Origin of the sequence: Capnocytophaga sputigena, from assembly GCF_002302495.1 — a bacterium.
Taxonomy (GTDB): Bacteria; Bacteroidota; Bacteroidia; order Flavobacteriales; family Flavobacteriaceae; genus Capnocytophaga; species Capnocytophaga sputigena.
In genome coordinates this window covers 724,359-745,253 of sequence record NZ_CP022379.1, presented here as the reverse complement: position 1 = coordinate 745,253, position 20,895 = coordinate 724,359, and the positions used below count along the sequence as shown (strand labels likewise).

Sequence of the window (20,895 nt, the reverse complement as noted above, 5' to 3'; positions counted from 1 at the left end):
CTTTTGCGGTCTTAAAACTCTTATAGTAAATTAAATGGAACGAATAAGTGTATTCGATATGCTTAAAATAGGGGTAGGACCTTCCAGCTCTCACACTTTAGGTCCTTGGCGTGCTGCCGAGGCTTTCCTCAAAGAATTGAGAGAGAAGCGCCTATTGTCCAAAACAACGAAAGTACACGTAGATTTGTATGGTTCTCTTTCCCTCACTGGCAAAGGACACGCTACTGATTTAGCAGTAATGCTTGGTCTCAGTGGTGCCGACCCTGAGTATGTGCCTATTGAGAGCTTAGACGTAATCATTACAGCTATTACTAACAATCAAAAACTCTGTTTGGGTAACGAACAGATTATCAACTTCAACCCTAAAGAAAATATCGTTTTTAACAGGAATTTCTTGCCTTTTCACGCTAATGGGCTTACTTTTACTGCTGAAGGTGAAGACTTTAGCTATGCTTCTACTTTCTACTCAGTAGGGGGTGGTTTTATAGTAAAAGAAGGGGAACAAACAATAACTAAAGATGATAACCGACGCAATTTTCCTTTTCCTATCGATAAAGCTGAAGAACTGATAAACTATTGTCGGCAAGAGGGTAAGAAAATATCCGAAATAGTTTATGAAAACGAAAAATCCTTGCGCACAGAGGAGCAAATTCACAGCGAGTTGATGCGTATATGGCATACAATGCTGGAATGCACTTATATAGGTTGCCATACCGAGGGGGTACTCCCTGGCGGCTTGCACGTGCGCCGTCGCGCTTATGATATCCATAAGAACCTCATCGGGGTAGTTACTTATGATAGTCCTGAAAATTGGCTGAACTCTATCAAGAAAACGAATATCAAGTTCCGCGAAATCCTCAAATGGGTGAGTTGTTTTTCACTGGCAGTCAATGAAGTGAATGCTTCGTTAGGGCGTGTGGTTACCGCACCTACTAACGGAAGTGCAGGAGTAATTCCAGCAGTGTTGCTCTACTATGTAACTATTGAAAACCAACAGGCTACTGAGGAGCATATTCAGCAATTTCTCTTGGTGGCAGGCGAGATAGGCAGTCTCTTCAAAAAAGGGGCAACCATCTCGGCGGCTATGGGTGGTTGTCAAGCCGAAATAGGGGTGTCGTCAGCAATGGCGGCAGGCGCGCTCTGTGAACTCTTAGGCGGTTCTCCTGAGCAGGTGCTTATCGCTGCCGAAATAGCAATGGAACACCACTTGGGGCTTACTTGCGACCCTATCGGCGGATTGGTGCAAATCCCTTGTATAGAGCGCAATGCAATGGGGGCAATCAAAGCAATTAACGCTGCCGAATTGGCTATCGAAACCGACCCTAAGAATGTCAAAGTTCCTTTGGATAAGGTGATAAATACAATGTGGCAAACTGCCAAAGATATGAATTCTAAATATAAAGAAACCTCCGAAGGTGGTTTAGCCGTCGCCGTAAATATGGCAGACTGCTAACCCCCCTGAACCCTGAAACCTAACACCTGACACCTGACACCTAATATTTATGACCATCAATTGTAAAGGAGAATTGCTCTCTATGGATACCCCAAAAGTGATGGGAATCCTCAATCATACCCCCGACTCTTTTTACGAAGGGAGTCGTGTAACCGAAAAAACACTCTTGCAACGCGCTGAAACAATGCTTGCTCAAGGTGCTGATTTTATTGATGTAGGGGGCTATAGTACTCGCCCGAATGCACCTGAAGTCTCACAAAATGAAGAACTTAATAGGGTTCTGCCCGTAGTGCGCTCTTTGGTGCAACATTTCCCCGAGATACGTATCTCAGTAGATACTTTCCGCAGTGAGGTAGCGCGCCAATCACTCTTAGAAGGAGCTTGTATAATCAACGATATTTCTGCGGGACTCTTAGATGAGCAGATGTTGCCCGTAGTGGCACAATTTCAGGTGCCTTATATTGCGATGCATCTTGTAGGTACCCCCCAAACAATGCAACAACATACTGATTATAATGATATTATCAGCGATATGCGCTACTATTTTTCGGAGCGCAAAGCTAAAGCCTTAGAAGCAGGAATTAATGATTTTATAGTAGATGTAGGCTTTGGATTCTCTAAAACTTTAGACCAAAATTACGAAGTCTTGAAGCGCTTAGAACTATTTCAGTGTTTTGGTTGTCCGCTATTGGTAGGTTTTTCCCGCAAGTCGATGTTGTACAAACTGTTAGAAACCGACCCCGCCAATGCACTGAATGCTACGACAGTAGTCAATACTATTGCCTTGATGAAAGGGGCACACATCTTGCGGGTACACGATGTAAAAGAAGCTAAAGAATGTGTAACACTCTTTGAAAAAATACAATGAAACTATTCGATATTTTAGACTTTACCGTTGTCGATGCGATTGATATACTGCTATTTGCATCTCTTTTGTACTACCTCTACCGATTGATTCGGGGTACGGTAGCTATCAATATTTTTATGGGGATTGTGATTATCTACCTGATATGGAAAATTACAGAAGCCCTGCAAATGCAGTTGCTCAGCAGTATGTTAGGTCAGTTTATTGGGGTAGGAGTCTTTGCATTAATAGTTGTGTTCCAGCAGGAAATACGTCGCTTTTTGCTCACATTGGGTTCTACTAATATCACAGCGCGCAACAAATTACAACGCGTATTTCATTTTTTCAAAGAAAAAGAAATTCTACTCAATATCGAAAGTTTGGTAAATGTATGTTTGAAATTAGGAACTACCAATACAGGAGCGCTTATTGTTTTGGAACACAATATGCCCCTTGATTTTGTAACTGAAACGGGTGACAAGGTGAATATAGAATTTTCTGAGCCTATTATTGAAAGTATCTTTTATAAAAACAGCCCGCTACACGATGGAGCTATTGTGATAAAGGGCGATCATATTGTAGCTACAAGGGTGATATTGCCTGTGGCAAGTGAAATCAATTTGCCTAAACGCTACGGTTTGCGCCACCGCGCCGCTATTTCCATTACCGAGAAAACCGATGCTACAGCTTTAGTAGTTTCTGAAGAAACAGGGCATATCTCTTACTTCAAGAATGGAGCTTTTGTAAAATTCAAAGACCCCGATGAACTCATCAAAACTATACAAGCTGATTTTTAAAATTGCTTTTATATCACACACATTGTCAAAGTCCTTAATTGCCCGTGCGACTCGCACCTTTGATAAAGTCTAAAACTTCTAATGATAATATGATATGAAGTTCCTATTTTTAATACTTTTTTCAGCTTACACAACCACTGTTTTAGCTAACTTTCCACTGCAATACAATGAGAAAAACTTTATAGGGGCTCTATAGACAGTGCGGTGGTAGTGAGTAGCAGAGGCTATACTAAAGACACCTCTCCTTATCTAATTTTCAAGCTAAAACTCTTCTCTTCTCCTAAAAATCCCTCTAATAAATCACCTGCTACTGCCTTCCTTGCACCTTGGGGCGCTCCTGTAAAGATAAGGTCGCCTTTGCGAAGGGTAAAGTACTGTGATACTTCAGCAATGATAGTATCAAATCCTCTGAGCATTTGTGTTGTCTTTCCCTCTTGTATAGTAGAGCCGTTTTTATCTAAGTGAAACTCAATAGGGGAGGAGTTGCTAAACATTTCTTTAGATACAAATTTTCCTACGATAGCCGAGCTGTCAAAAGCCTTTGCTTGCTCCCAAGACAGCCCTTTTTGGCTCAATTCAGCTTGTAGATCGCAAGCTGTAAAATCAATGCCCACAGCAATCTCGTCGTAATATTTATGTGCAAACTTCTCCGAAATACATTTCCCATTTTGGTTGATTTTCAGCACTAATTCTATTTCGTAATACAAATCCTGTGTAAAATCAGGAATGTAATAAGGAATTTCAAGGTTATGGATAGCTGTGTCTGGTTTCATAAACACTACTATAGGTTGAAGTGGTGTTTGATTGTTTTCTTCGATAGTCTCGCGGTAATTTCTACCTATACAAATGATTTTCATAGTCTTTCCTTTTTAGCGTATAAAAATGATATTGCAAAAGTAGTATTTTTTCATAATTCGTAACTCGTAATTCGTAATTATTTTATACCTTTGCCCCGAGAAAGAGATTTTAAAAACTTTTTACGAAGATGAATACCATAACAAAAACAAACTTTAAATTCCCTAAACAAAAGTCTGTTTATAAAGGGAAAGTACGTGATGTGTATCAATTGAAAGATGATACCCTCATTATGATTGCCACTGATCGTATTTCAGCTTTCGATGCTATTCTTCCTAAAGGCATCCCTTATAAAGGTCAGATTCTAAACCAAATAGCTGTAAGTTTTTTGCAACAAACTGAAGATATTGTGCCTAATTGGCTTATTGCTTCCCCCGATCCTAATGTTTCTATTGGGCAAGTGTGCGAACCTCTAAAAGTAGAAATGGTAATTCGTGGTTACCTTGCAGGGCACGCTGCACGCCTCTACAAAAACGGAGTGCGCAAGCTCTCAGGAGTGCCTTTACCAGAAGGATTGCGTGAGTTTGATATGTTCCCTCAACACCCCATCATCACCCCTGCTACTAAGGCAGAACAAGGTTTGCACGATGAAGATATCTCTCGTGAAGAAATCATTCGTCGCGGAATTGTAAATGAAGACGACTATCGTTTGATGGAAAAATATACCTATGCTCTCTTCGCACGAGGTACCGAAATTGCTTCTAAACACGGTTTGATTTTGGTAGATACCAAATATGAGTTCGGTAAAACCCGCGATGGTGAAATCGTACTCATCGACGAAATTCACACCCCCGATTCTTCCCGTTATTTCTACAAAGAAGGCTATGAAGAACGCCAAGAAAATGGTGAACCTCAAATCCAACTCTCCAAAGAATTTGTACGTCAGTGGCTCATCTCACAAGGCTTCCAAGGCGAAAAAGGACAAAAAATGCCTGCAATGAGCGATGAATATGTACAATCTGTTTCCGATCGTTATATCGAGCTCTACGAAAATATTATGGGTGAAAAATTTCTTCCTGCCGATACCTCCGACATTGAAAACCGTATCCACGACAACGTATTACGATTTTTACAAAATCAATAATCAAAAAATCTATAAAAATAGCATTCTTGCTTCTACTTTGCCAAAGTTTCTAATTGCCCATTGTGGGTTGCACCTTTGGCAAAGTTCGTCTCAAATTGTATCAAAAACACTGGGACTTTTGTTAATTATTAATTGTCAATTGTCAATTGAACCACGACGTCTACATATCATTAGGAAGTAATTTAGGGAACCGTAAAGCGTACTTACAACAAGCCATAGAAGGCATTGCTACGCGGGTAGGTACCATTGTGGATATAGCCCCTATCTACGAAACACCCTCTTGGGGATTTTCAGGCGAGGCTTTCCTCAACACTTGTCTGCTCTGTCGCACCTTCCTCTCTGCTGAGCAGGTGCTAATGCAACTCTTGCAAATAGAGCAAGAACTGGGGCGCGAACGTATGCCTCATTCTAAAGGCTACCAGTCCCGTACGATAGACCTCGATATACTTTTCTATGACGATGAAGTGATTCATACCGATGTACTTACTGTGCCCCATCCGCTTTTACACCAACGTAAATTTGTGCTCAAGCCTTTAGCTAATATCGATGACCTCAAAATACACCCCGTACTTAAAAAAACAGTTGCCGAACTGCTCCGCACTACCAATGACACTTCACCTGTACAACGCTTGTCCGACCAACTGTCATTTCCCGCACAAAAGTCGCCGTTTTTAAATTATAAGTACATCGCTATTGAAGGAAATATAGGTTCTGGTAAAACTACTTTGGCTACTAAAATCGCCGAAGATTTCAATGCTAAACTGATTTTAGAACAGTTTTCAGATAATCCTTTCTTGCCTAAATTCTACGAAAATCCTAAACAATACGGCTTTACACTCGAAATGTCGTTCCTTACCGAACGATACCAACAAATGCGCGAACAATTAGCTCAAACCGACTTGTTTAAAGAGTTCGTCGTTTCCGATTACGATATCTTCAAATCCCTCATTTTCTCTAAGGTAACCCTTACTGATGATGAATTTGTGTTGTACCGCAAACTTTTCTATATTCTCTATAGCCAAATCATCAAACCCGATTTGTACGTATTTCTCTATCAAAATACCGATCGCCTCATAGAGAACATCAAAAAACGCGGCAGGGAATACGAACAGAACATCTCCCCTGATTATCTAAAAAAAATACATTATGGCTATTTAGATTTTATACAGAAAAATGCCGCTATCAATTCTCTTATCATCGATGTAACCGATCTCGATTTCGTGCAACACTACACTCACTACGAGTATATTATAGAAAAAATTCGTGAGAATTAAGCTATGAAATGTACCCTTTTGCTTTTAGTATTTTCTACGATTGCCCTCAACCATTGTAATACTCAATCACCTACCTCTACCGCTGTTAAAGAGCCTGAAGTAATAACCATTCCTTTCAGCGATGATATTTCTCTACAATGGGATGTCGCTTCTCAACAACTACTTCAAAACACCAATTATCAACGCTATCAAGAAGATAGTGAGGCTATCACTCTATTGCTTAATAGTATTACTGATACTACAAATCTTAAAGTAATGGTCTGTTCCAAAGAAAAACCATTGCGCAAAGGTGATGTAGCTTTTCTTTATTTGCAAGAAACACTAAATATTCCTTTGTTTCAATGTTTTTATATCCAATTTGATGTATTTGAGAAAAAATGTACTTATCCTTCAGACTTACTGAATTATGTAGAAGAATATCGGACAGAAGTACAACAAAAGCTACGTACATACCTTGGAAAATCCTTGTCTAATCCAAAAATTGGCGTACAAGCAACACTAAACTACACTGATGTAAACCGAGAATATGCTGAGGCAGTTATTGTAAATTACTCAGGTAAACCCATTGAAATCAATACTTATTATGTGTTTCATTTTGGTTTACAATATGAAGATGAGAATGGGAAAGCTAAAGATATACAAGGTTGTCCACCTCCTTCTGTGCCTCCAGCAAATTTAAATGATTGCAAAAAAACTTTGCAGAAAGGTGAGAAATACAATCTTGTCTATCACATAATTGATAAAATGATCAATTGTCAAGACATAATAGACTTTGATAAACCGGTTGTAAAAATCCGTGCTTCTATACGTTATAAGTATCCAAATGATAAGAAATATAATGTAGCTTATACTAATTGGATAACTTATGAAAAACACTCTTAATATTTTCTTCTTAACAAATTATTTTCGCTATTCGTAACTCGTATTTCGTAATTATTTGTATCTTTGCCAAAAATTGATTTTTAAGATACAAATGAATATATTACGATTTATCACTGCAGGTAGTGTAGACGACGGTAAAAGTACCCTCATAGGTCGTTTGTTATACGATAGCAAAAGCATTTTAGCCGACCAGCTTGAGGCGCTTGAACAACAATCTAAAAATAAGAACGATGATGGTATAGACCTCGCTATCCTCACCGATGGTCTTCGTGCAGAACGTGAACAGGGTATTACTATTGACGTGGCTTATCGCTATTTCGCAACCCCTAAACGCAAATTTATCATCGCTGATGCCCCTGGTCATACGCAGTACACCCGCAATATGATTACTGGTGCCTCTAATTCTGAGCTTATTATCATTCTGGTAGATGCTCGTAATGGTGTAACCGAACAAACTCGCCGCCATTCTATCATAGCCTCTCTGCTCAATATTCCAGAGGTAGTTGTAGCTGTAAACAAAATGGATTTGGTAGGCTATAGTGAAGAGGTATTCAAAAATATCCAGCAAGAGTATGAAGGTATCGCCAAACGTTTAGGATTGAAAAGTGTGCACTATTTCCCAATTTCGGCTTTTGTAGGTGATAACATTGTGAATACCACTGAAGCAATGCCTTGGTACAAAGGAAATTCATTATTAGACTTCTTAGAAACTATAGAAATTAATAAAGATAATTACGACCAACCTCGTTTTCAGGTGCAGTATGTAATACGCCCTCAAACAGAAGCCTTACACGACTATCGCGGCTATGCAGGGCAAATTATTTCGGGTACTTACCACAAAGGCGATGCTATAGTGGTACTTCCTGAAGGTATCAACACTAAAATCAGTAAGATAGAACACAATGGCGAAGAAGTGGCAGAAGCCAAAGCAGGCGACCCTGTAGTGTTACATATCGAAGATGATATCGATATTTCTCGTGGTGACTATTTTGCCAAACAAGGAGCTGAACCTCAGCAAGGTCAGGATATAGAAGCCCTTGTGTGCTGGATGGACAAACGCGAATTGCGTGAGGGTAATAAGTACTTGTTACAACAGCGCAGTAGGCTCGTAAAAGCCATTGCAAAGGAAATTGAATACAAAATAGATGTCAATACCCTTGACCAAACTGAAGGAGTAGAAAGTGTAAAACTCAATGAAATAGCAAAAATCCGACTTAAAACAGCTGCTCCATTAGTATATGATGCTTTCCAAAGCAATCCCCCTATGGGTAGCGCCATCCTCATTGATGAGACGAGCAATGCTACAGTAGGAGCTGTGATGATATCTTAGCTTTTAGCCAATCCCTAAACTTTGCCAAAGTTTTAATTACTCGTCGTGCTACGACCTTTGGCAAAGTTTTAAAAGTAAAAAAGAAACATCACTTGCTGGAAATAAGTATTTTATAGAAGTGAAGGACTTTATATCAATAAGAATAAAGTACAATTAGAAAACAACAAGTTTCTCATTCAGAAATTATAAATATCAATAGTTTTACCAACTATAGTTAATAATTGAATATAATGATTTTTGAAGATTTGCTTTCGAAAAGTAACTAACACCATTTAGGTGTTTTTTTTTATTGGGTAATTTTTACAACTAATAGCTAACTGCCAACAACTAAAAATAAAACAATCCTATTTTTTTATTAACTTTACAATAAGCGAAATACACTAAGAAATTACAGTGAAGTGTATATCTATCATTCACTAATTCAATAACATACGTAATAAAGATGTTTTTTTAGTTTTATAAAACAATCCATAGAGAAGCATTCAAGATATTATATTTATGTTTTATCTTTATTATTTAAGGATAATATTTTATCCAAAGAGGTATTTTTACCCAAAAAATAGTAAAAAAATTTAATAGAAGAGTAATTTCTAAAAGGTTGATTTTGAGAAATATAGTTTTTAATTCTTAATATAATGCAAATAAAAACTAAAAAAAGTGTTAAAAAATTTGGAGGTTATAAAAATAATGTGTAGTTTTGCGTCATAAAAAACTAAACATTATATTATTATTATGACTGGAACAAAACTACAAGAATTACTCGACGCTCATTGCTTAGAAATGAAAGCCAATATGCCTGGTTTTCTATTTTATGGAATTTTAAGCTGTAAAGATGGAACTATTTTATCTAAAGCTTCAGCTAATGAAGAATCTTCAAAAATAGTAGAACAAAGTTCAGCTTTTCATTTGACGATTGTAGATCAAGTGAAAAAAGTGATGAATAGCAATAAATCTATGGGAGAAACAGCTTTAGACTATATTCTAATTGAAGCTGATAAAATAACCTATATGCTAATGATTTCAGCTTTAGGAAAATTCTTTTCAATCACTGCATTGGATAGACCAAAATCTAATATTGGTATTTCAAGAGCTCTACTATACAAATGTAAAGCAGAATTTGGAACAATGTTAGACGACTTCTTTTAGGAAACGAATAGTAACGCAAAAAATTTATAGCACAAATTTGGATATTCCAAGTTTGTGCTTTTTTGTTTTTACGAAAATTAGTTGTATATTTGTCGTCTAAAAATAAAACGAAAAATATATGACGTCACAAAAATTAACCTCAGAACAAGCAATGGCACTGGAAAATCAGTACGGTGCTCATAACTATCACCCACTACCAGTCGTTCTCAGCAAAGGGCAAGGGGTATATGTGTGGGATGTGGAAGGCAAACGCTACTACGATTTTCTTTCCTCTTACTCTGCTGTAAACCAAGGGCATTGTCATCCTCGCATCATCAAAGCACTTACTGAGCAAGCGCAAACTCTTACACTTACCTCTCGTGCTTTTTATAACGATAAACTCGGAGTGTATGAAAAATATGTAACCGAGTATTTTGGCTTTGAAAAAGTACTCCCTATGAATACAGGAGCTGAAGCTGTAGAAACAGCTATTAAAATATGTCGCAAATGGGCATACGAACAGAAAGGAGTGCCAGAAAGTGCTGCTATTATTATTGTATGCGACCAGAATTTCCACGGGCGTACTACTACAGTAGTTTCTTTCTCTTCTGATAAGAATGCGCGTAAGAACTTTGGTCCCTATACACCTGGTTTTGTATCTGTTCCTTACAACGATTTAGCAGCTTTGGAACAAGTGCTTGCCGATAATAAAGCAACAGTAGCAGGCTTTTTAGTAGAACCGATACAAGGAGAAGCGGGGGTATACGTCCCTTCTGAAGGTTATTTGAGTGGAGCTAAAGCCTTATGCGAAAAATATAATGCGCTCTTTATTGCAGATGAGGTGCAAACAGGGGTAGCGCGAACTGGGAAGCGTTTGGCAGTAGATCACGAAAATGTAAAACCCGATGTATTGGTATTAGGTAAAGCCCTTAGCGGGGGTGTATATCCTGTGAGTGCTGTTCTTGCCGATGACCGTATAATGCACGTAATCAAAGCAGGGCAACACGGCAGTACTTTTGGAGGCAATCCTTTGGCAGCAGCAGTAGCAATTGAAGCTTTACAAGTGGTAAAAGATGAACATTTGGCTGAAAATGCTGCCCGTTTAGGTGAGATTTTCCGTAAAGAAATTGGAGATTATATCAAAACCTCAAAAATTGCCTCATTAGTACGTGGTAAAGGATTATTAAATGCGGTAGTTATCAACGATACCGAAGAGAGTGACACTGCTTGGAATATCTGCCTAAAGATGCGTGACAATGGCTTGCTCGCCAAACCTACTCACGGCAATATCATTAGGTTTGCTCCGCCCTTGGTGATGAATGAAACAGAATTACGAGAATGTATTGCTATTATTATCAATGCTTTAAAAGCGTTTGAAAAATAATATATCATATTGTATACAAATAGAAAGCTGCCTAATGTTTTAGGTAGCTTTTTATTTATACAGAAATATTTTGTACATTTGCCCCACAGAAACAAATTTCACCTTATAAAAAGAAAGAATTATGTACAATTTATTAAAAGGAAAAAGAGGCATCATCTTTGGTGCTTTAGATGAAAATTCTATTGCTTGGAAAACAGCAGAACGCGTACACGAAGAAGGCGGTAAGTTTGTACTTACCAATGCTCCCGTGGCAATGCGTATGGGACAAATAAAAAACTTAGCCGAAAAAACTGGTTCTGAAATTATTCCTGCCGATGCTACCAATATGGACGACCTCCAAAACTTGGTAACTAAAGCAATGGAAATTTTAGGGGGCAAGTTGGATTTTGTGTTGCACTCTATTGGTATGTCGGTGAATGTGCGTAAAAATATCCCTTATACCGAGTCTAACTATATGAATACCGAGAAAGGTTGGGATGTTTCAGCACTTTCTTTCCACAAAGTATGCCAAGTGCTTTACAAGAACGATGCAATGAACGAGTGGGGTAGCATCGTTGCCCTTACTTATATGGCAGCTCAACGCACTTTCCCTGATTATAACGATATGGCTGATAACAAAGCCTACTTAGAGTCTATTGCGCGTAGCTTTGGCTATTTCTTTGGTAAAGATAAAAAAGTGCGCGTGAACACCATTTCACAATCACCTACTGCTACCACCGCAGGACAAGGTGTAAAAGGATTTGATGGTTTTATTGCCTACGCCGATGCGATGTCACCACTGGGCAATGCTACCGCTCAAGATTGTGCTGATTATACAGTATCTCTCTTCTCTGATCTTACTCGCAAAGTAACAATGCAAAATCTCTTCCACGACGGAGGTTTCTCTAATACAGGTGTAAGCCAAGAGGTAATTGAAAGATTTGGTAAATAATGAAATACCTTTTCATTTATTTGGTACGCTTTTATCAGGTAGCTATTTCACCACTGAAACCGCCTACTTGTAGGTATACCCCCACCTGCTCTCAATACACTTTGGAAGCCCTACAAAAATATGGTTTTTTCAAAGGAGGTTGGTTGGCTATCAAGCGTATATGTAGTTGCCACCCTTGGGGAGGTAGCGGCTACGACCCTGTACCTTAACAAAAAAGCAAAGTGAAATTGAATCTTCGCTTTGCTTTTTTTGTAACTGATTATTTTATACTTTTGTACTTGTAATTAGCATCATTAAATATCTAAACTTTATGAGAACTATTATTTTTATTGTATTATCTTTACTGTTGTTTTCGTGTAAAACAGTACAACGCCCTAAAATGACAGCTCTTATGGATGAAGCTGCTATTAAGACTCTTAATGAGGGAACGTACTATGTGTATTCAGAACCTATAGAAAAGCAAACACCTTTGTTCTTTCCGTTACTACCTAAAGAATATCAAGAAAAAGCACAATCTTCAAGTAAATTCAAATTGCAAGTAAAAGCCGATTCGCTTTATGTGAGTTACCAAAAAGTAAAGGATAGTACAACCACCGTTACGATGAGGGCTGGATTCAAAGGTAAACAGAAAAAGAACTTTTGGCAGCGTTATAATAGGTTTAGAATCTATCCGTTTATACCTATTTATTTAGGAGTGGATATCGATAGAATACGCATAGCTCCTGATAAAGACGGTAATTTATTAGTAGAAGTGTATAGAGACCTACAAGGCGCTGTGTTTTTAATACAATTTTTCAACACCTATTACGATACTTTCGTATTTAAAAGAGAAGAACAAAATCAAATACCTATATCTAATGAATTATCTAAAGAAACTACAACAGAGTGATGAATTTGAATACTGTGAAGGTGCTACTGCCGAAGAAATTCAAATTGTAGAAACATCTTTAGGAGTATTACTTCCTAAAGCGTATGTAAAGTTCTTGAACGAATGTGGCTCTTGTAACTTTGGAGATACTTATATCAATGGAGTTTACAAAGAAGATGGAACATTATCATATCCTGTGGTAGAACTCACCAAACAGTTGAGAGAAGAACTCAACGTCCCCGACGATTTTCTCGTACTCAATTACGAAATTAATGAATACTTGATTCTATATAAAGTCTCAAAAAACAGATACTCTCAACGATTCAAAAGTATATGATGCTGAAATACATTGTAATAAAGACGGTAATTTTGTAATGAGCAAACCTACACTTCTATTCAATTCTTTTGATGAATATTTTGAGGATTTCTTAGAATTAGCAGATGATTATTAGTATTGTTAGTAGATTTTAGAAATTTACAAACAAAAAAGCAATGTACATCTTCTGCACATTGCTTTTTTTATTTATTACTTCTTATTTCTTATTTGTAAAGATTGCGAAGTTCTTTGGCGGTATCAACCATTGCGTGAAGAGCTGCTTTGGTTTCTGGCCAGTGGCGTGTTTTAAGTCCGCAGTCGGGGTTTACCCACAATTGCTCTTTTGGCACTACCGAAATCGCTTTCTTCATCAAGTTGGTCATTTCCTCTTGTGAAGGTACGCGTGGTGAGTGAATATCGTATACCCCAGGTCCTATTTCGTTAGGATATTTGAAGTCACCAAATACATCGAGGAGTTCCATTTGTGAACGTGAACACTCTATGGTAATCACATCGGCGTCCATATCGGCGATAGCTTCAATCATATCGTTGAACTCGGAATAGCACATATGGGTGTGGATTTGGGTTTCGTCTTTCACACCTGAAGCTGAAATGCGGAACGCTTTGATTGCCCAATCAAAGTAGGCTTTCCATTCGCTTTTGCGCAATGGCAATCCTTCGCGGATAGCTGGTTCGTCAATCTGAATAACTTTGATGCCCGCTTTTTCGAGGTCTACTACTTCATCGCGGATAGCCAAGGCTATTTGTAAACAAGTTTGAGAACGAGGTTGATCATCACGTACAAACGACCATTGCAAGATAGTTACAGGTCCTGTAAGCATACCTTTTACTGGCAATTTGGTAAGCGATTGTGCGTATTTGCTCCAGCGTACAGTCATTGGTTCAGGGCGTGAAATATCACCAAAGATAATCGGTGGTTTTACGCAACGTGAACCATAACTTTGTACCCAACCGAATTTAGTGAAGGTATATCCTTTTAGCAATTCGCCAAAGTATTCCACCATATCGTTACGCTCAAATTCGCCGTGTACGAGTACATCGATATTGGTATCTTCTTGAAAACGGATAGACTCTTCAATTTCTTTTTCCAATAGCTTATCGTATTCGGCTTGAGTGAGTTCTCCTTTTTTGAAGCGAGCACGCCAGCTGCGTACCTCGTCGGTTTGAGGGAATGACCCAATAGTAGTTGTAGGGAAGAGAGGTAAGTTCAACGCTTTGTGTTGTGCTACTTTACGCTCGTTGAACGGACTGTGGCGCACATCGTCTTTGGCAGTGATGTTGTTCACGCGTTCTTTCACTTTGTTGTCGTGGATAAGCGGTGAAGTTTTACGCGTTTCAGCTGCTTTTTTGTTTTCTTCAAAAACAGCTTTCACCTCAGGAGTTATTTGTCCGTTAGCAATTGCTTGCAAAGTAGTTACTTCTTTTACTTTTTGTTTAGCAAAAGCCAACCATTGTTTGATTTCAGGGGTAAGTACTTTCTCGTTGTTTTCGAGTTCGAGGTTGCAAGGAGAGTGCAATAATGAGCAAGAAGTAGCTATCAATAGGCGGTCAGCACCGATAGCTTCTTTGGCTTTCTCAATCAATGCTAATGAGTGTTCGAAGTTGTTTTTCCAAATATTACGTCCGTCTACTACTCCAAGTGATAGTTTTTTATCGGCAGGAAGAGCTTTGAGCACTTTGTCAAGTTGAGCTGCTGCACGCACTAAATCAATGTGCAATACGTTGAAAGGCAATGAAACAGCTAATTCGGTATTGTTATCGAGTGCGCCGAAGTAAGTAGTGAGGATAAATTCGGTAGTAGGGAATTTGCTTCTTAGTTCGGTATATATTTTTTTGTATACATCGGCAGCACCTTCAGGAAGGTCGAGAGCTAAGTAAGGCTCGTCTATTTGAATAGTTTTAGCACCTGCATCTACTAAACTTTGTACAATTTGTACATACACAGGCAATAGACGATCAGCCAAGTCTAAGCGGTGGAAACCTTGTTCTTTTTCTTTACCGAGAAGCAAGTAAGTTACCAATCCGATAAGCACAGGTTTAGTGTCAAAACCGTGTTTTTTAGCCAAGTTGTATTCTTGCAAAGGTTTGTTTACCAATATACGGAAAGATTGGTCTTTAGTAAACTCGGGTACTATATAGTGGTAGTTGGTATCAAACCATTTGGTCATTTCCATAGCGGTAATGTCGATACCATTTTTTTGATAGCCACGTGCTAAAGCGTAATAACGCTCCAAATTGCTCAACTGATGGATGGGAGCAAAACGCTCAGGAATAGCGTTTACTGTAAACGAAAAGTCAAGCATTTGGTCATAGAAAGAAAAGTCGTTAGAAGGGATCAAGTCTACCCCTGCTTCTCTTTGTAGTGTCCAGTTATGAACACGAATATTTTCAGCCACAGCAAGGAGTTCTTCTTCTGATATTTTACCAGCCCAGAAAGACTCATTGGCTTTTTTTAGTTCTCGTTTTTCACCAATACGAGGATAACCTAATACGTTTGATTTCATATAAAATTCTTATTTAAAGTGCAAAACTACAATATTTTATCAATCTACCAAAATAATGTATTAAAAAAATCATTTTAGTAGTTAAAATGGGATATTTTTCTGTTTTTTAATATTGTAAAAGAAATAATTACTATTTTCTTTAATTCTGTTTTTTAATTTTAATACCCTACAGCTGTATCATCACCACGAGGGTCGGCACCACCTTCTAAACTGCCATCGGGTTGTACTAAAATAGCGTCTACTTTACCAATGATAACAAAGTTTTCTTCACGAGGTTTATAACCTTTAGCCTTGAGTTTGGCAATGACCTCGGGAGCAAAACCGTTGGGCTCATACATCACATCATCGGGTAGCCATTGGTGGTGAAAACGCGGTTTACTCACCGATTCTTGCATCGTCATACCATATTCGGCTACGTTGAGAAAACATTGTAATACTGAGGTGATAATTGTTGAACCACCAGGGGTGCCAATTACCATAAAGAGTTTTCCTCCTTTTTCTATAATGGTAGGGCTCATAGAGCTGAGCATACGTTTATTAGGGGCAATGGCATTTTTTTCAGAACCTACTAAACCATAAGTGTTGGGTTCACCAGGTTTGATGCTAAAATCATCCATTTGGTTATTGAGGAAGAAACCTCCACCTTTCACATATACCTTGCTGCCATAATTGGTGTTGAGGGTAGTAGTAACCGCTACGGCATTACCAAAACGGTCTACAATAGAGTAATGAGTGGTTTCATTGCTTTCGTAACCTGCTATTTTGCCGTGTGCTATCTCACTTGATTTGCTCGCTTTCTCCCACGAAAAACTACTCATACGTTCTTTGAGATAATCGGGAGAGAGGAGCGTTTCAGTAGGGACTTTCACAAAGTCGGGGTCACCCATATAGTAAGCCCTATCAGCATAAGCACGGCGTTCGGCTTCTACTAATAACTGAATGTATTGCTCGCCGTTATGAGGATACTGACCTATATTATAAGGTTCTACACTTTTGAGAATCTGTGCCAAACAGATGCCTCCGCTTGAGGGGAGAGGCATAGAATTGACCGTGTAATCTTTATAGGTGAAAGTAACAGGCGTGCGCCATTGAGGTTTGTAGTTTTTAAGGTCGTCTAATGAGAGGATACCTCCAAGTTCTTGCACATAGCTAACAATGCGTTTGGCTGTTTCACCCTCGTAAAATTCTGCCTTCCCATTATCGCGTATGCGTTCTAAGGTTTGCGCAAATTCCTCGTATTTGAAGCGTTCACCCGCTTTCCAACCATTTTCGAAAGGAGTAACATAGTTATTTGCCTGCTTGATGAGGTCAACATTCTTATTCATATAAAAATTGGCTTGCAGTTCGGTGATAAGCACCCCTTTGCGCGCCAAATCAATAGCAGGCTGTATAAGTTCGCCAATAGGTAGCGACCCGAACTTTTGATGTACTGCAAAGAGGCCAGCGATAGTACCTGGTACACCTACTGATAAAGCGCCTAATGTACTTTTATCGGGGATGACATTGCCATCTTTGTCTAAATACATATCGCGATGCGCTTTAGCAGGAGCTTTTTCGCGATAGTCTAAAGCACCTTTTTCGCCATTAGCTAAACGGTACACCATAAAGCCGCCGCCGCCTATATTGCCAGCATTGGGGTAAGCTACAGCTAAGGCAAGTTCGGTAGCCACCATTGCATCGAAAGCATTTCCGCCTTTTTTGAGGATAGCAAGACCTATTTGTGAGGCTTCTTCTTTGGCACTCACCACCATAGCGTGTGTGGCTACTACTCCTTTTTCGGGAGAGGTGTGTTTTTCAGTAGGTGTATTGCGGCAACTTATGAGTAAGGTTATAGCAGTGAGGATAGAGAAAATTCTTTTTATCATAAGTTTTCTGTTTTTAGAAATGAACTTTGCCAAAGTTCAAAACTTTGGCAAAGTTGAATGTACAATTTTTAAGTGATTATTAGCTAAGCACTTCCTTCACTTTATCAGCAGCTTCTTGGAAGAGGATTGCTGAGTGAACGGCTAAGCCTGAATTGTCTAAAATTTCTTTAGCAAGTTCGGCATTAGTACCTTGTAAACGCACGATGATAGGCACTTTGATAGCATCGCCCATATTTTGGTAGGCATCTACAACTCCTTGAGCTACGCGGTCGCAACGCACAATACCACCAAAGATATTGATGAGGATAGCCTTTACATTAGGGTCTTTGAGAATAATGCGAAAAGCAGCTTCTACGCGTTTGGCATCGGCGGTACCCCCTACATCAAGGAAGTTAGCAGGTGAACCACCCGCTTGTTTGATTAAGTCCATCGTAGCCATTGCGAGTCCAGCACCATTTACCATACAGCCCACGTTACCATCGAGAGCGACATAGTTGAGACCTACGGCTTTAGCTTCTACTTCTACAGGGTTTTCCTCACGAGTGTCGCGATAAGCTGCATATTCAGGGTGACGGAAGAGCGCATTGTCATCAAGAGTTACTTTGGCATCTACTGCCATTATTTTATTATCAGAAGTTTTTAGAACAGGGTTGATTTCAAACAAGCTCGCATCAGAAGATACATAAGCATTGTAGAGAGCTGTTACGAATTTTACCATTTCTTTTTGAGCGTCACCAGTAACTCCTAAGTTGAAAGCAATCTGGCGAGCTTGGAAAGGTAAGAGCCCTACGGCAGGGTCAATTTCTTCGGTGAAGATAAGATGAGGTGTTTTTTCGGCTACTGCCTCAATATCCATTCCCCCTTCGGTAGAATACATAATCATATTCTTACCTTTGGCACGGTTTAATAGTACCGACATATAGAACTCTTTAGGTTCGCTTTCTCCAGGGTAATATACATCTTCGGCGATGAGCACTTGATGTACTTTTTTTCCTGAAGGTGGCGTTTGAGGCGTAACGAGTTGCATACCTATAATTTGAGAAGCGATAGGCTCTACTTGGTCTAAACCTTTGGCTAACTTAATGCCGCCGCCTTTACCGCGCCCTCCGGCGTGCACTTGTGCTTTTACCACATACCACTGAGTATTAGTGGCTTCGGTGAGTTGTTTGGCAGCCTCTACTGCTTCGGTGGGGGTTTGAGCAACGATGCCACGCTGTACGCGCACCCCAAAACTTGAAAGGATTTCCTTTCCTTGGTATTCGTGTAAGTTCATACGAGAATAATTTGGTAACTATTCGGCAAAGATACGAAACAATTTATTAATTAGCAAAAAATAATTAATAATACTTCTAAAAATTGCTAATTTGCTAATTGACAAATAATCCTTACTTTTGCATTTTAAACAGAAAAGAATGAAAAATACCTATATATTAGCTATAGAATCTTCTTGCGATGACACTTCTGCCTCAGTGCTTTGTAATGATAAAGTACTTTCTAATGAGGTGGCAAACCAAGAGGTTCATAAACAATACGGTGGGGTAGTGCCAGAATTGGCTTCACGCGCTCACTTGCAAAACATAGTACCCGTAGTGGCTCAAGCGCTCAAAAAAGCAGGAATAACCAAAGAAGAACTCTCGGCTATTGCCTTTACCAGAGGACCTGGTTTGATGGGGTCGTTGCTCGTGGGGACTTCATTTGCTAAATCGCTGGCAATGGGACTAAATATCCCACTCATTGAAGTGAACCACATGCAGGCACATATTTTGGCACATTTTATAGAGGAGGGTCAGCCGAAACCCGAGTTCCCTTTTCTCGCAATGACTATCAGCGGGGGGCATACCCAAATTGTGAAGGTAAACAGTTTTTTTGATATGGAGGTGCTAGGCGAAACTCTTGATGATGCAGTAGGGGAGGCGTTCGACAAAACTGCTAAAATATTAGGACTTCCTTACCCTGGGGGACCTCTCATTGATAAATACGCCCAAGAGGGTAACCCTAAAGCCTTTAGCTTTTCTAAACCTAAAATATCAGGTCTTAACTTCAGTTTTTCGGGACTTAAAACAGGCATTCTCTACTTCATACAGAAAAACACAGAAGAAAATCCTAATTTCATAACTGAACATTTAGCTGATATTTGTGCTTCAGTACAACACACGATTGTGGAAATACTGATGAGCAAACTCAAAAAAGCTGTAAAAGAAACTGGTATCAAGCAAGTGGCTATTGGAGGGGGAGTATCGGCTAATTCGGGTATTCGCAATGCTCTCACAGCTTTAGGACAGCAATACGGTTGGCAAACCTTTGTGCCTAAATTTCAGTATTGTACTGATAATGCAGCGATGATAGGTATCGTAGGTTATCACAAGTTTTTAGAAGGAAATTTTGTAGCACAAGAAGTAACTGCCCAAGCGCGACTTTCTTTTAATTAGCAGATTTGTTAATTTATTTTGAAACATTCAAAATAAATTCGTACTTTTGTCTCCTAAATTATAAAAACCATTGAAACGATGAAGACAGAAACATCATTAAATGAAAAACAAGGGCACTGGATTCTCGCCAAACTCGGCAAGAAAGTGTTGCGCCCAGGAGGAAGAGTACTCAGCGAATGGTTAGTAAAAAACTTAGAGATTACCTCCAAAGATGATATTGTAGAGTTTGCCCCAGGCTTAGGATTTACGGCTAATATAGCCTGTTCTTACAAGCCTTTCAGCTATACGGGAGTAGATATGAATGAGGCAGCTGCTGCTTTGGCTAAAAAGAATATTCACTATGAAAATGCACGTGTGATTGTAGCTGATGCCGCTGCTTCTACACTTCCTGATGCTTTTGCTAATAAAGTGTATGGAGAGGCAATGCTCACTATGCAACCTCTTGAACACAAAAAAGCTATTATTGCAGAGGCTTTTAGGATACTCAAACCAGGAGGTTATTACGCTATTCACGAATTAGGCTTACAGCCAGACAATGTGAGCGACGAGGTGAAAAACGATGTTTTTAAAGAACTAAGTGCCAATATACGTGTGCACGCACGCCCAATGACCCCTAGTGAGTGGAAAGCTCTTTTTGAAGAGCAAGGTTTTAAGGTGGTGAAAGAACAGCACAACGCAATGCTCCTACTTGAAAACAAGCGTGTATGGCAAGATGAAGGGATATTCCGCACGCTTAAATTCTTCTTCAATCTCTTTACCCACCCCGATTTGCGCAAACGCGTGATGAATATGAAGAAAACGTTTAGAAAACACCAAAAGAACTTAGATGCTATAGCTCTTGTTGTTCAAAAACCCCTTTAAACGATTTTACAAAAAAGCTCATATCTTTATAGGAAATTTCCTATAAAAATATGAGCTAAAAAAAGTAACAAA

General features: G+C 39.0%; 19 protein-coding genes. 15 read left to right on the top strand and 4 right to left on the bottom strand.

What is annotated here, in order from left to right:
- Positions 1–34: 34 nt before the first annotated feature.
- From CGC57_RS03405 to CGC57_RS03395, 3 genes are read left to right on the top strand one after another with little or no spacing between them, the layout of a single operon-like run.
- Positions 35–1,453, top strand: a complete 1,419-nt coding sequence (locus CGC57_RS03405) for an L-serine ammonia-lyase (RefSeq protein ID WP_095897962.1) — start codon at positions 35–37, stop codon at positions 1,451–1,453.
- A gap of 49 nt (positions 1,454–1,502) precedes the next feature.
- A complete protein-coding gene (gene folP, locus CGC57_RS03400) occupies positions 1,503–2,321 on the top strand; it encodes a dihydropteroate synthase (protein WP_095897961.1) in 819 nt (272 codons plus the stop codon).
- Entirely contained in the window at positions 2,318–3,094 is a 777-nt protein-coding gene (locus CGC57_RS03395; protein WP_095897960.1) for a diadenylate cyclase, read from the top strand. Before folP ends, CGC57_RS03395 begins: the two co-directional genes overlap by 4 nt.
- A 245-nt stretch (positions 3,095–3,339) precedes the next feature.
- Here the strand turns inward: CGC57_RS03395 and CGC57_RS03390 are convergent, their stop codons facing one another.
- Positions 3,340–3,951, bottom strand: a complete 612-nt coding sequence (locus tag CGC57_RS03390) for a fumarylacetoacetate hydrolase family protein (RefSeq protein ID WP_095897959.1) — start codon at positions 3,949–3,951, stop codon at positions 3,340–3,342.
- Positions 3,952–4,079: 128 nt separating this feature from the next.
- Here CGC57_RS03390 and CGC57_RS03385 point away from each other — a divergent pair, with 128 nt between their 5' ends.
- The 10 genes from CGC57_RS03385 to CGC57_RS03340 all read left to right on the top strand — a co-directional run bounded on the left by CGC57_RS03385 (position 4,080) and on the right by CGC57_RS03340 (position 13,164).
- Positions 4,080–5,033, top strand: coding sequence for a phosphoribosylaminoimidazolesuccinocarboxamide synthase (locus CGC57_RS03385; RefSeq protein WP_095897958.1), 954 nt, complete (start codon positions 4,080–4,082; stop codon positions 5,031–5,033).
- 146 nt (positions 5,034–5,179) lie between these two features.
- Entirely contained in the window at positions 5,180–6,307 is a 1,128-nt protein-coding gene (gene folK, locus CGC57_RS03380; RefSeq protein WP_095897957.1) for a 2-amino-4-hydroxy-6-hydroxymethyldihydropteridine diphosphokinase, read from the top strand.
- 3 nt (positions 6,308–6,310) lie between these two features.
- Positions 6,311–7,189, top strand: coding sequence for a hypothetical protein (locus tag CGC57_RS03375; RefSeq protein WP_095897956.1), 879 nt, complete (start codon positions 6,311–6,313; stop codon positions 7,187–7,189).
- A 91-nt stretch (positions 7,190–7,280) separates the two neighbouring features.
- Positions 7,281–8,519: a sulfate adenylyltransferase subunit 1 gene (locus tag CGC57_RS03370; protein WP_095897955.1), complete on the top strand. Its 1,239-nt coding sequence runs from the start codon at positions 7,281–7,283 to the stop codon at positions 8,517–8,519.
- Positions 8,520–9,251: 732 nt separating this feature from the next.
- A complete protein-coding gene (locus CGC57_RS03365; protein WP_095897954.1) occupies positions 9,252–9,665 on the top strand; it encodes a hypothetical protein in 414 nt (137 codons plus the stop codon).
- 118 nt (positions 9,666–9,783) lie between these two features.
- Entirely contained in the window at positions 9,784–11,028 is a 1,245-nt protein-coding gene (gene rocD / locus CGC57_RS03360; RefSeq protein WP_095897953.1) for an ornithine--oxo-acid transaminase, read from the top strand.
- 121 nt (positions 11,029–11,149) lie between these two features.
- The gene (locus CGC57_RS03355) at positions 11,150–11,959 is read left to right on the top strand and encodes an enoyl-ACP reductase FabI (protein WP_095897952.1); all 810 of its coding nucleotides are present in this window, start codon (positions 11,150–11,152) and stop codon (positions 11,957–11,959) included.
- The gene (yidD, locus tag CGC57_RS03350) at positions 11,959–12,168 is read left to right on the top strand and encodes a membrane protein insertion efficiency factor YidD (RefSeq protein WP_002680684.1); all 210 of its coding nucleotides are present in this window, start codon (positions 11,959–11,961) and stop codon (positions 12,166–12,168) included. Before CGC57_RS03355 ends, yidD begins: the two co-directional genes overlap by 1 nt.
- A 101-nt stretch (positions 12,169–12,269) precedes the next feature.
- Entirely contained in the window at positions 12,270–12,848 is a 579-nt protein-coding gene (locus CGC57_RS03345; RefSeq protein ID WP_095897951.1) for a hypothetical protein, read from the top strand.
- Entirely contained in the window at positions 12,817–13,164 is a 348-nt protein-coding gene (locus tag CGC57_RS03340; RefSeq protein ID WP_232034021.1) for an SMI1/KNR4 family protein, read from the top strand. Before CGC57_RS03345 ends, CGC57_RS03340 begins: the two co-directional genes overlap by 32 nt.
- Before the next feature lie 203 nt (positions 13,165–13,367).
- Here CGC57_RS03340 and metE read toward each other — a convergent pair whose 3' ends face one another.
- The 3 genes from metE to sucC form a co-directional block, all read right to left on the bottom strand.
- Positions 13,368–15,668, bottom strand: a complete 2,301-nt coding sequence (metE, locus tag CGC57_RS03335; protein ID WP_095897950.1) for a 5-methyltetrahydropteroyltriglutamate--homocysteine S-methyltransferase — start codon at positions 15,666–15,668, stop codon at positions 13,368–13,370.
- Between the two features lie 158 nt (positions 15,669–15,826).
- Positions 15,827–17,533 carry a gamma-glutamyltransferase gene (gene ggt, locus CGC57_RS03330; protein ID WP_095897949.1) on the bottom strand — a complete coding sequence of 569 codons (1,707 nt, stop codon included), beginning with the start codon at positions 17,531–17,533 and terminating at the stop codon, positions 15,827–15,829.
- A gap of 79 nt (positions 17,534–17,612) precedes the next feature.
- Positions 17,613–18,806 carry an ADP-forming succinate--CoA ligase subunit beta gene (gene sucC / locus CGC57_RS03325; protein WP_002681011.1) on the bottom strand — a complete coding sequence of 398 codons (1,194 nt, stop codon included), beginning with the start codon at positions 18,804–18,806 and terminating at the stop codon, positions 17,613–17,615.
- 139 nt (positions 18,807–18,945) lie between these two features.
- Between sucC and tsaD the strand changes: the two genes are divergently transcribed.
- Both tsaD and CGC57_RS03315 read left to right on the top strand, forming a co-directional pair.
- Entirely contained in the window at positions 18,946–19,962 is a 1,017-nt protein-coding gene (tsaD, locus tag CGC57_RS03320; RefSeq protein ID WP_095897948.1) for a tRNA (adenosine(37)-N6)-threonylcarbamoyltransferase complex transferase subunit TsaD, read from the top strand.
- A 78-nt stretch (positions 19,963–20,040) separates the two neighbouring features.
- Positions 20,041–20,823: a class I SAM-dependent methyltransferase gene (locus tag CGC57_RS03315; RefSeq protein ID WP_088594793.1), complete on the top strand. Its 783-nt coding sequence runs from the start codon at positions 20,041–20,043 to the stop codon at positions 20,821–20,823.
- Positions 20,824–20,895: the final 72 nt, after the last annotated feature.

Bases quoted from the DNA above. Each gene is read 5' to 3' on its own strand.
- CGC57_RS03405 (WP_095897962.1), top strand. From the start codon at position 35: ATGGAACGAATAAGTGTATTCGATATGCTTAAAATAGGGGTAGGACCT.
- folP (WP_095897961.1), top strand. From the start codon at position 1,503: ATGACCATCAATTGTAAAGGAGAATTGCTCTCTATGGATACCCCAAAA.
- CGC57_RS03395 (WP_095897960.1), top strand. From the start codon at position 2,318: ATGAAACTATTCGATATTTTAGACTTTACCGTTGTCGATGCGATTGAT.
- CGC57_RS03390 (WP_095897959.1), bottom strand. From the start codon at position 3,951: ATGAAAATCATTTGTATAGGTAGAAATTACCGCGAGACTATCGAAGAA.
- CGC57_RS03385 (WP_095897958.1), top strand. From the start codon at position 4,080: ATGAATACCATAACAAAAACAAACTTTAAATTCCCTAAACAAAAGTCT.
- CGC57_RS03375 (WP_095897956.1), top strand. From the start codon at position 6,311: ATGAAATGTACCCTTTTGCTTTTAGTATTTTCTACGATTGCCCTCAAC.
- CGC57_RS03370 (WP_095897955.1), top strand. From the start codon at position 7,281: ATGAATATATTACGATTTATCACTGCAGGTAGTGTAGACGACGGTAAA.
- CGC57_RS03365 (WP_095897954.1), top strand. From the start codon at position 9,252: ATGACTGGAACAAAACTACAAGAATTACTCGACGCTCATTGCTTAGAA.
- rocD (WP_095897953.1), top strand. From the start codon at position 9,784: ATGACGTCACAAAAATTAACCTCAGAACAAGCAATGGCACTGGAAAAT.
- CGC57_RS03355 (WP_095897952.1), top strand. From the start codon at position 11,150: ATGTACAATTTATTAAAAGGAAAAAGAGGCATCATCTTTGGTGCTTTA.
- yidD (WP_002680684.1), top strand. From the start codon at position 11,959: ATGAAATACCTTTTCATTTATTTGGTACGCTTTTATCAGGTAGCTATT.
- CGC57_RS03345 (WP_095897951.1), top strand. From the start codon at position 12,270: ATGAGAACTATTATTTTTATTGTATTATCTTTACTGTTGTTTTCGTGT.
- CGC57_RS03340 (WP_232034021.1), top strand. From the start codon at position 12,817: ATGAATTATCTAAAGAAACTACAACAGAGTGATGAATTTGAATACTGT.
- metE (WP_095897950.1), bottom strand. From the start codon at position 15,668: ATGAAATCAAACGTATTAGGTTATCCTCGTATTGGTGAAAAACGAGAA.
- ggt (WP_095897949.1), bottom strand. From the start codon at position 17,533: ATGATAAAAAGAATTTTCTCTATCCTCACTGCTATAACCTTACTCATA.
- sucC (WP_002681011.1), bottom strand. From the start codon at position 18,806: ATGAACTTACACGAATACCAAGGAAAGGAAATCCTTTCAAGTTTTGGG.
- tsaD (WP_095897948.1), top strand. From the start codon at position 18,946: ATGAAAAATACCTATATATTAGCTATAGAATCTTCTTGCGATGACACT.
- CGC57_RS03315 (WP_088594793.1), top strand. From the start codon at position 20,041: ATGAAGACAGAAACATCATTAAATGAAAAACAAGGGCACTGGATTCTC.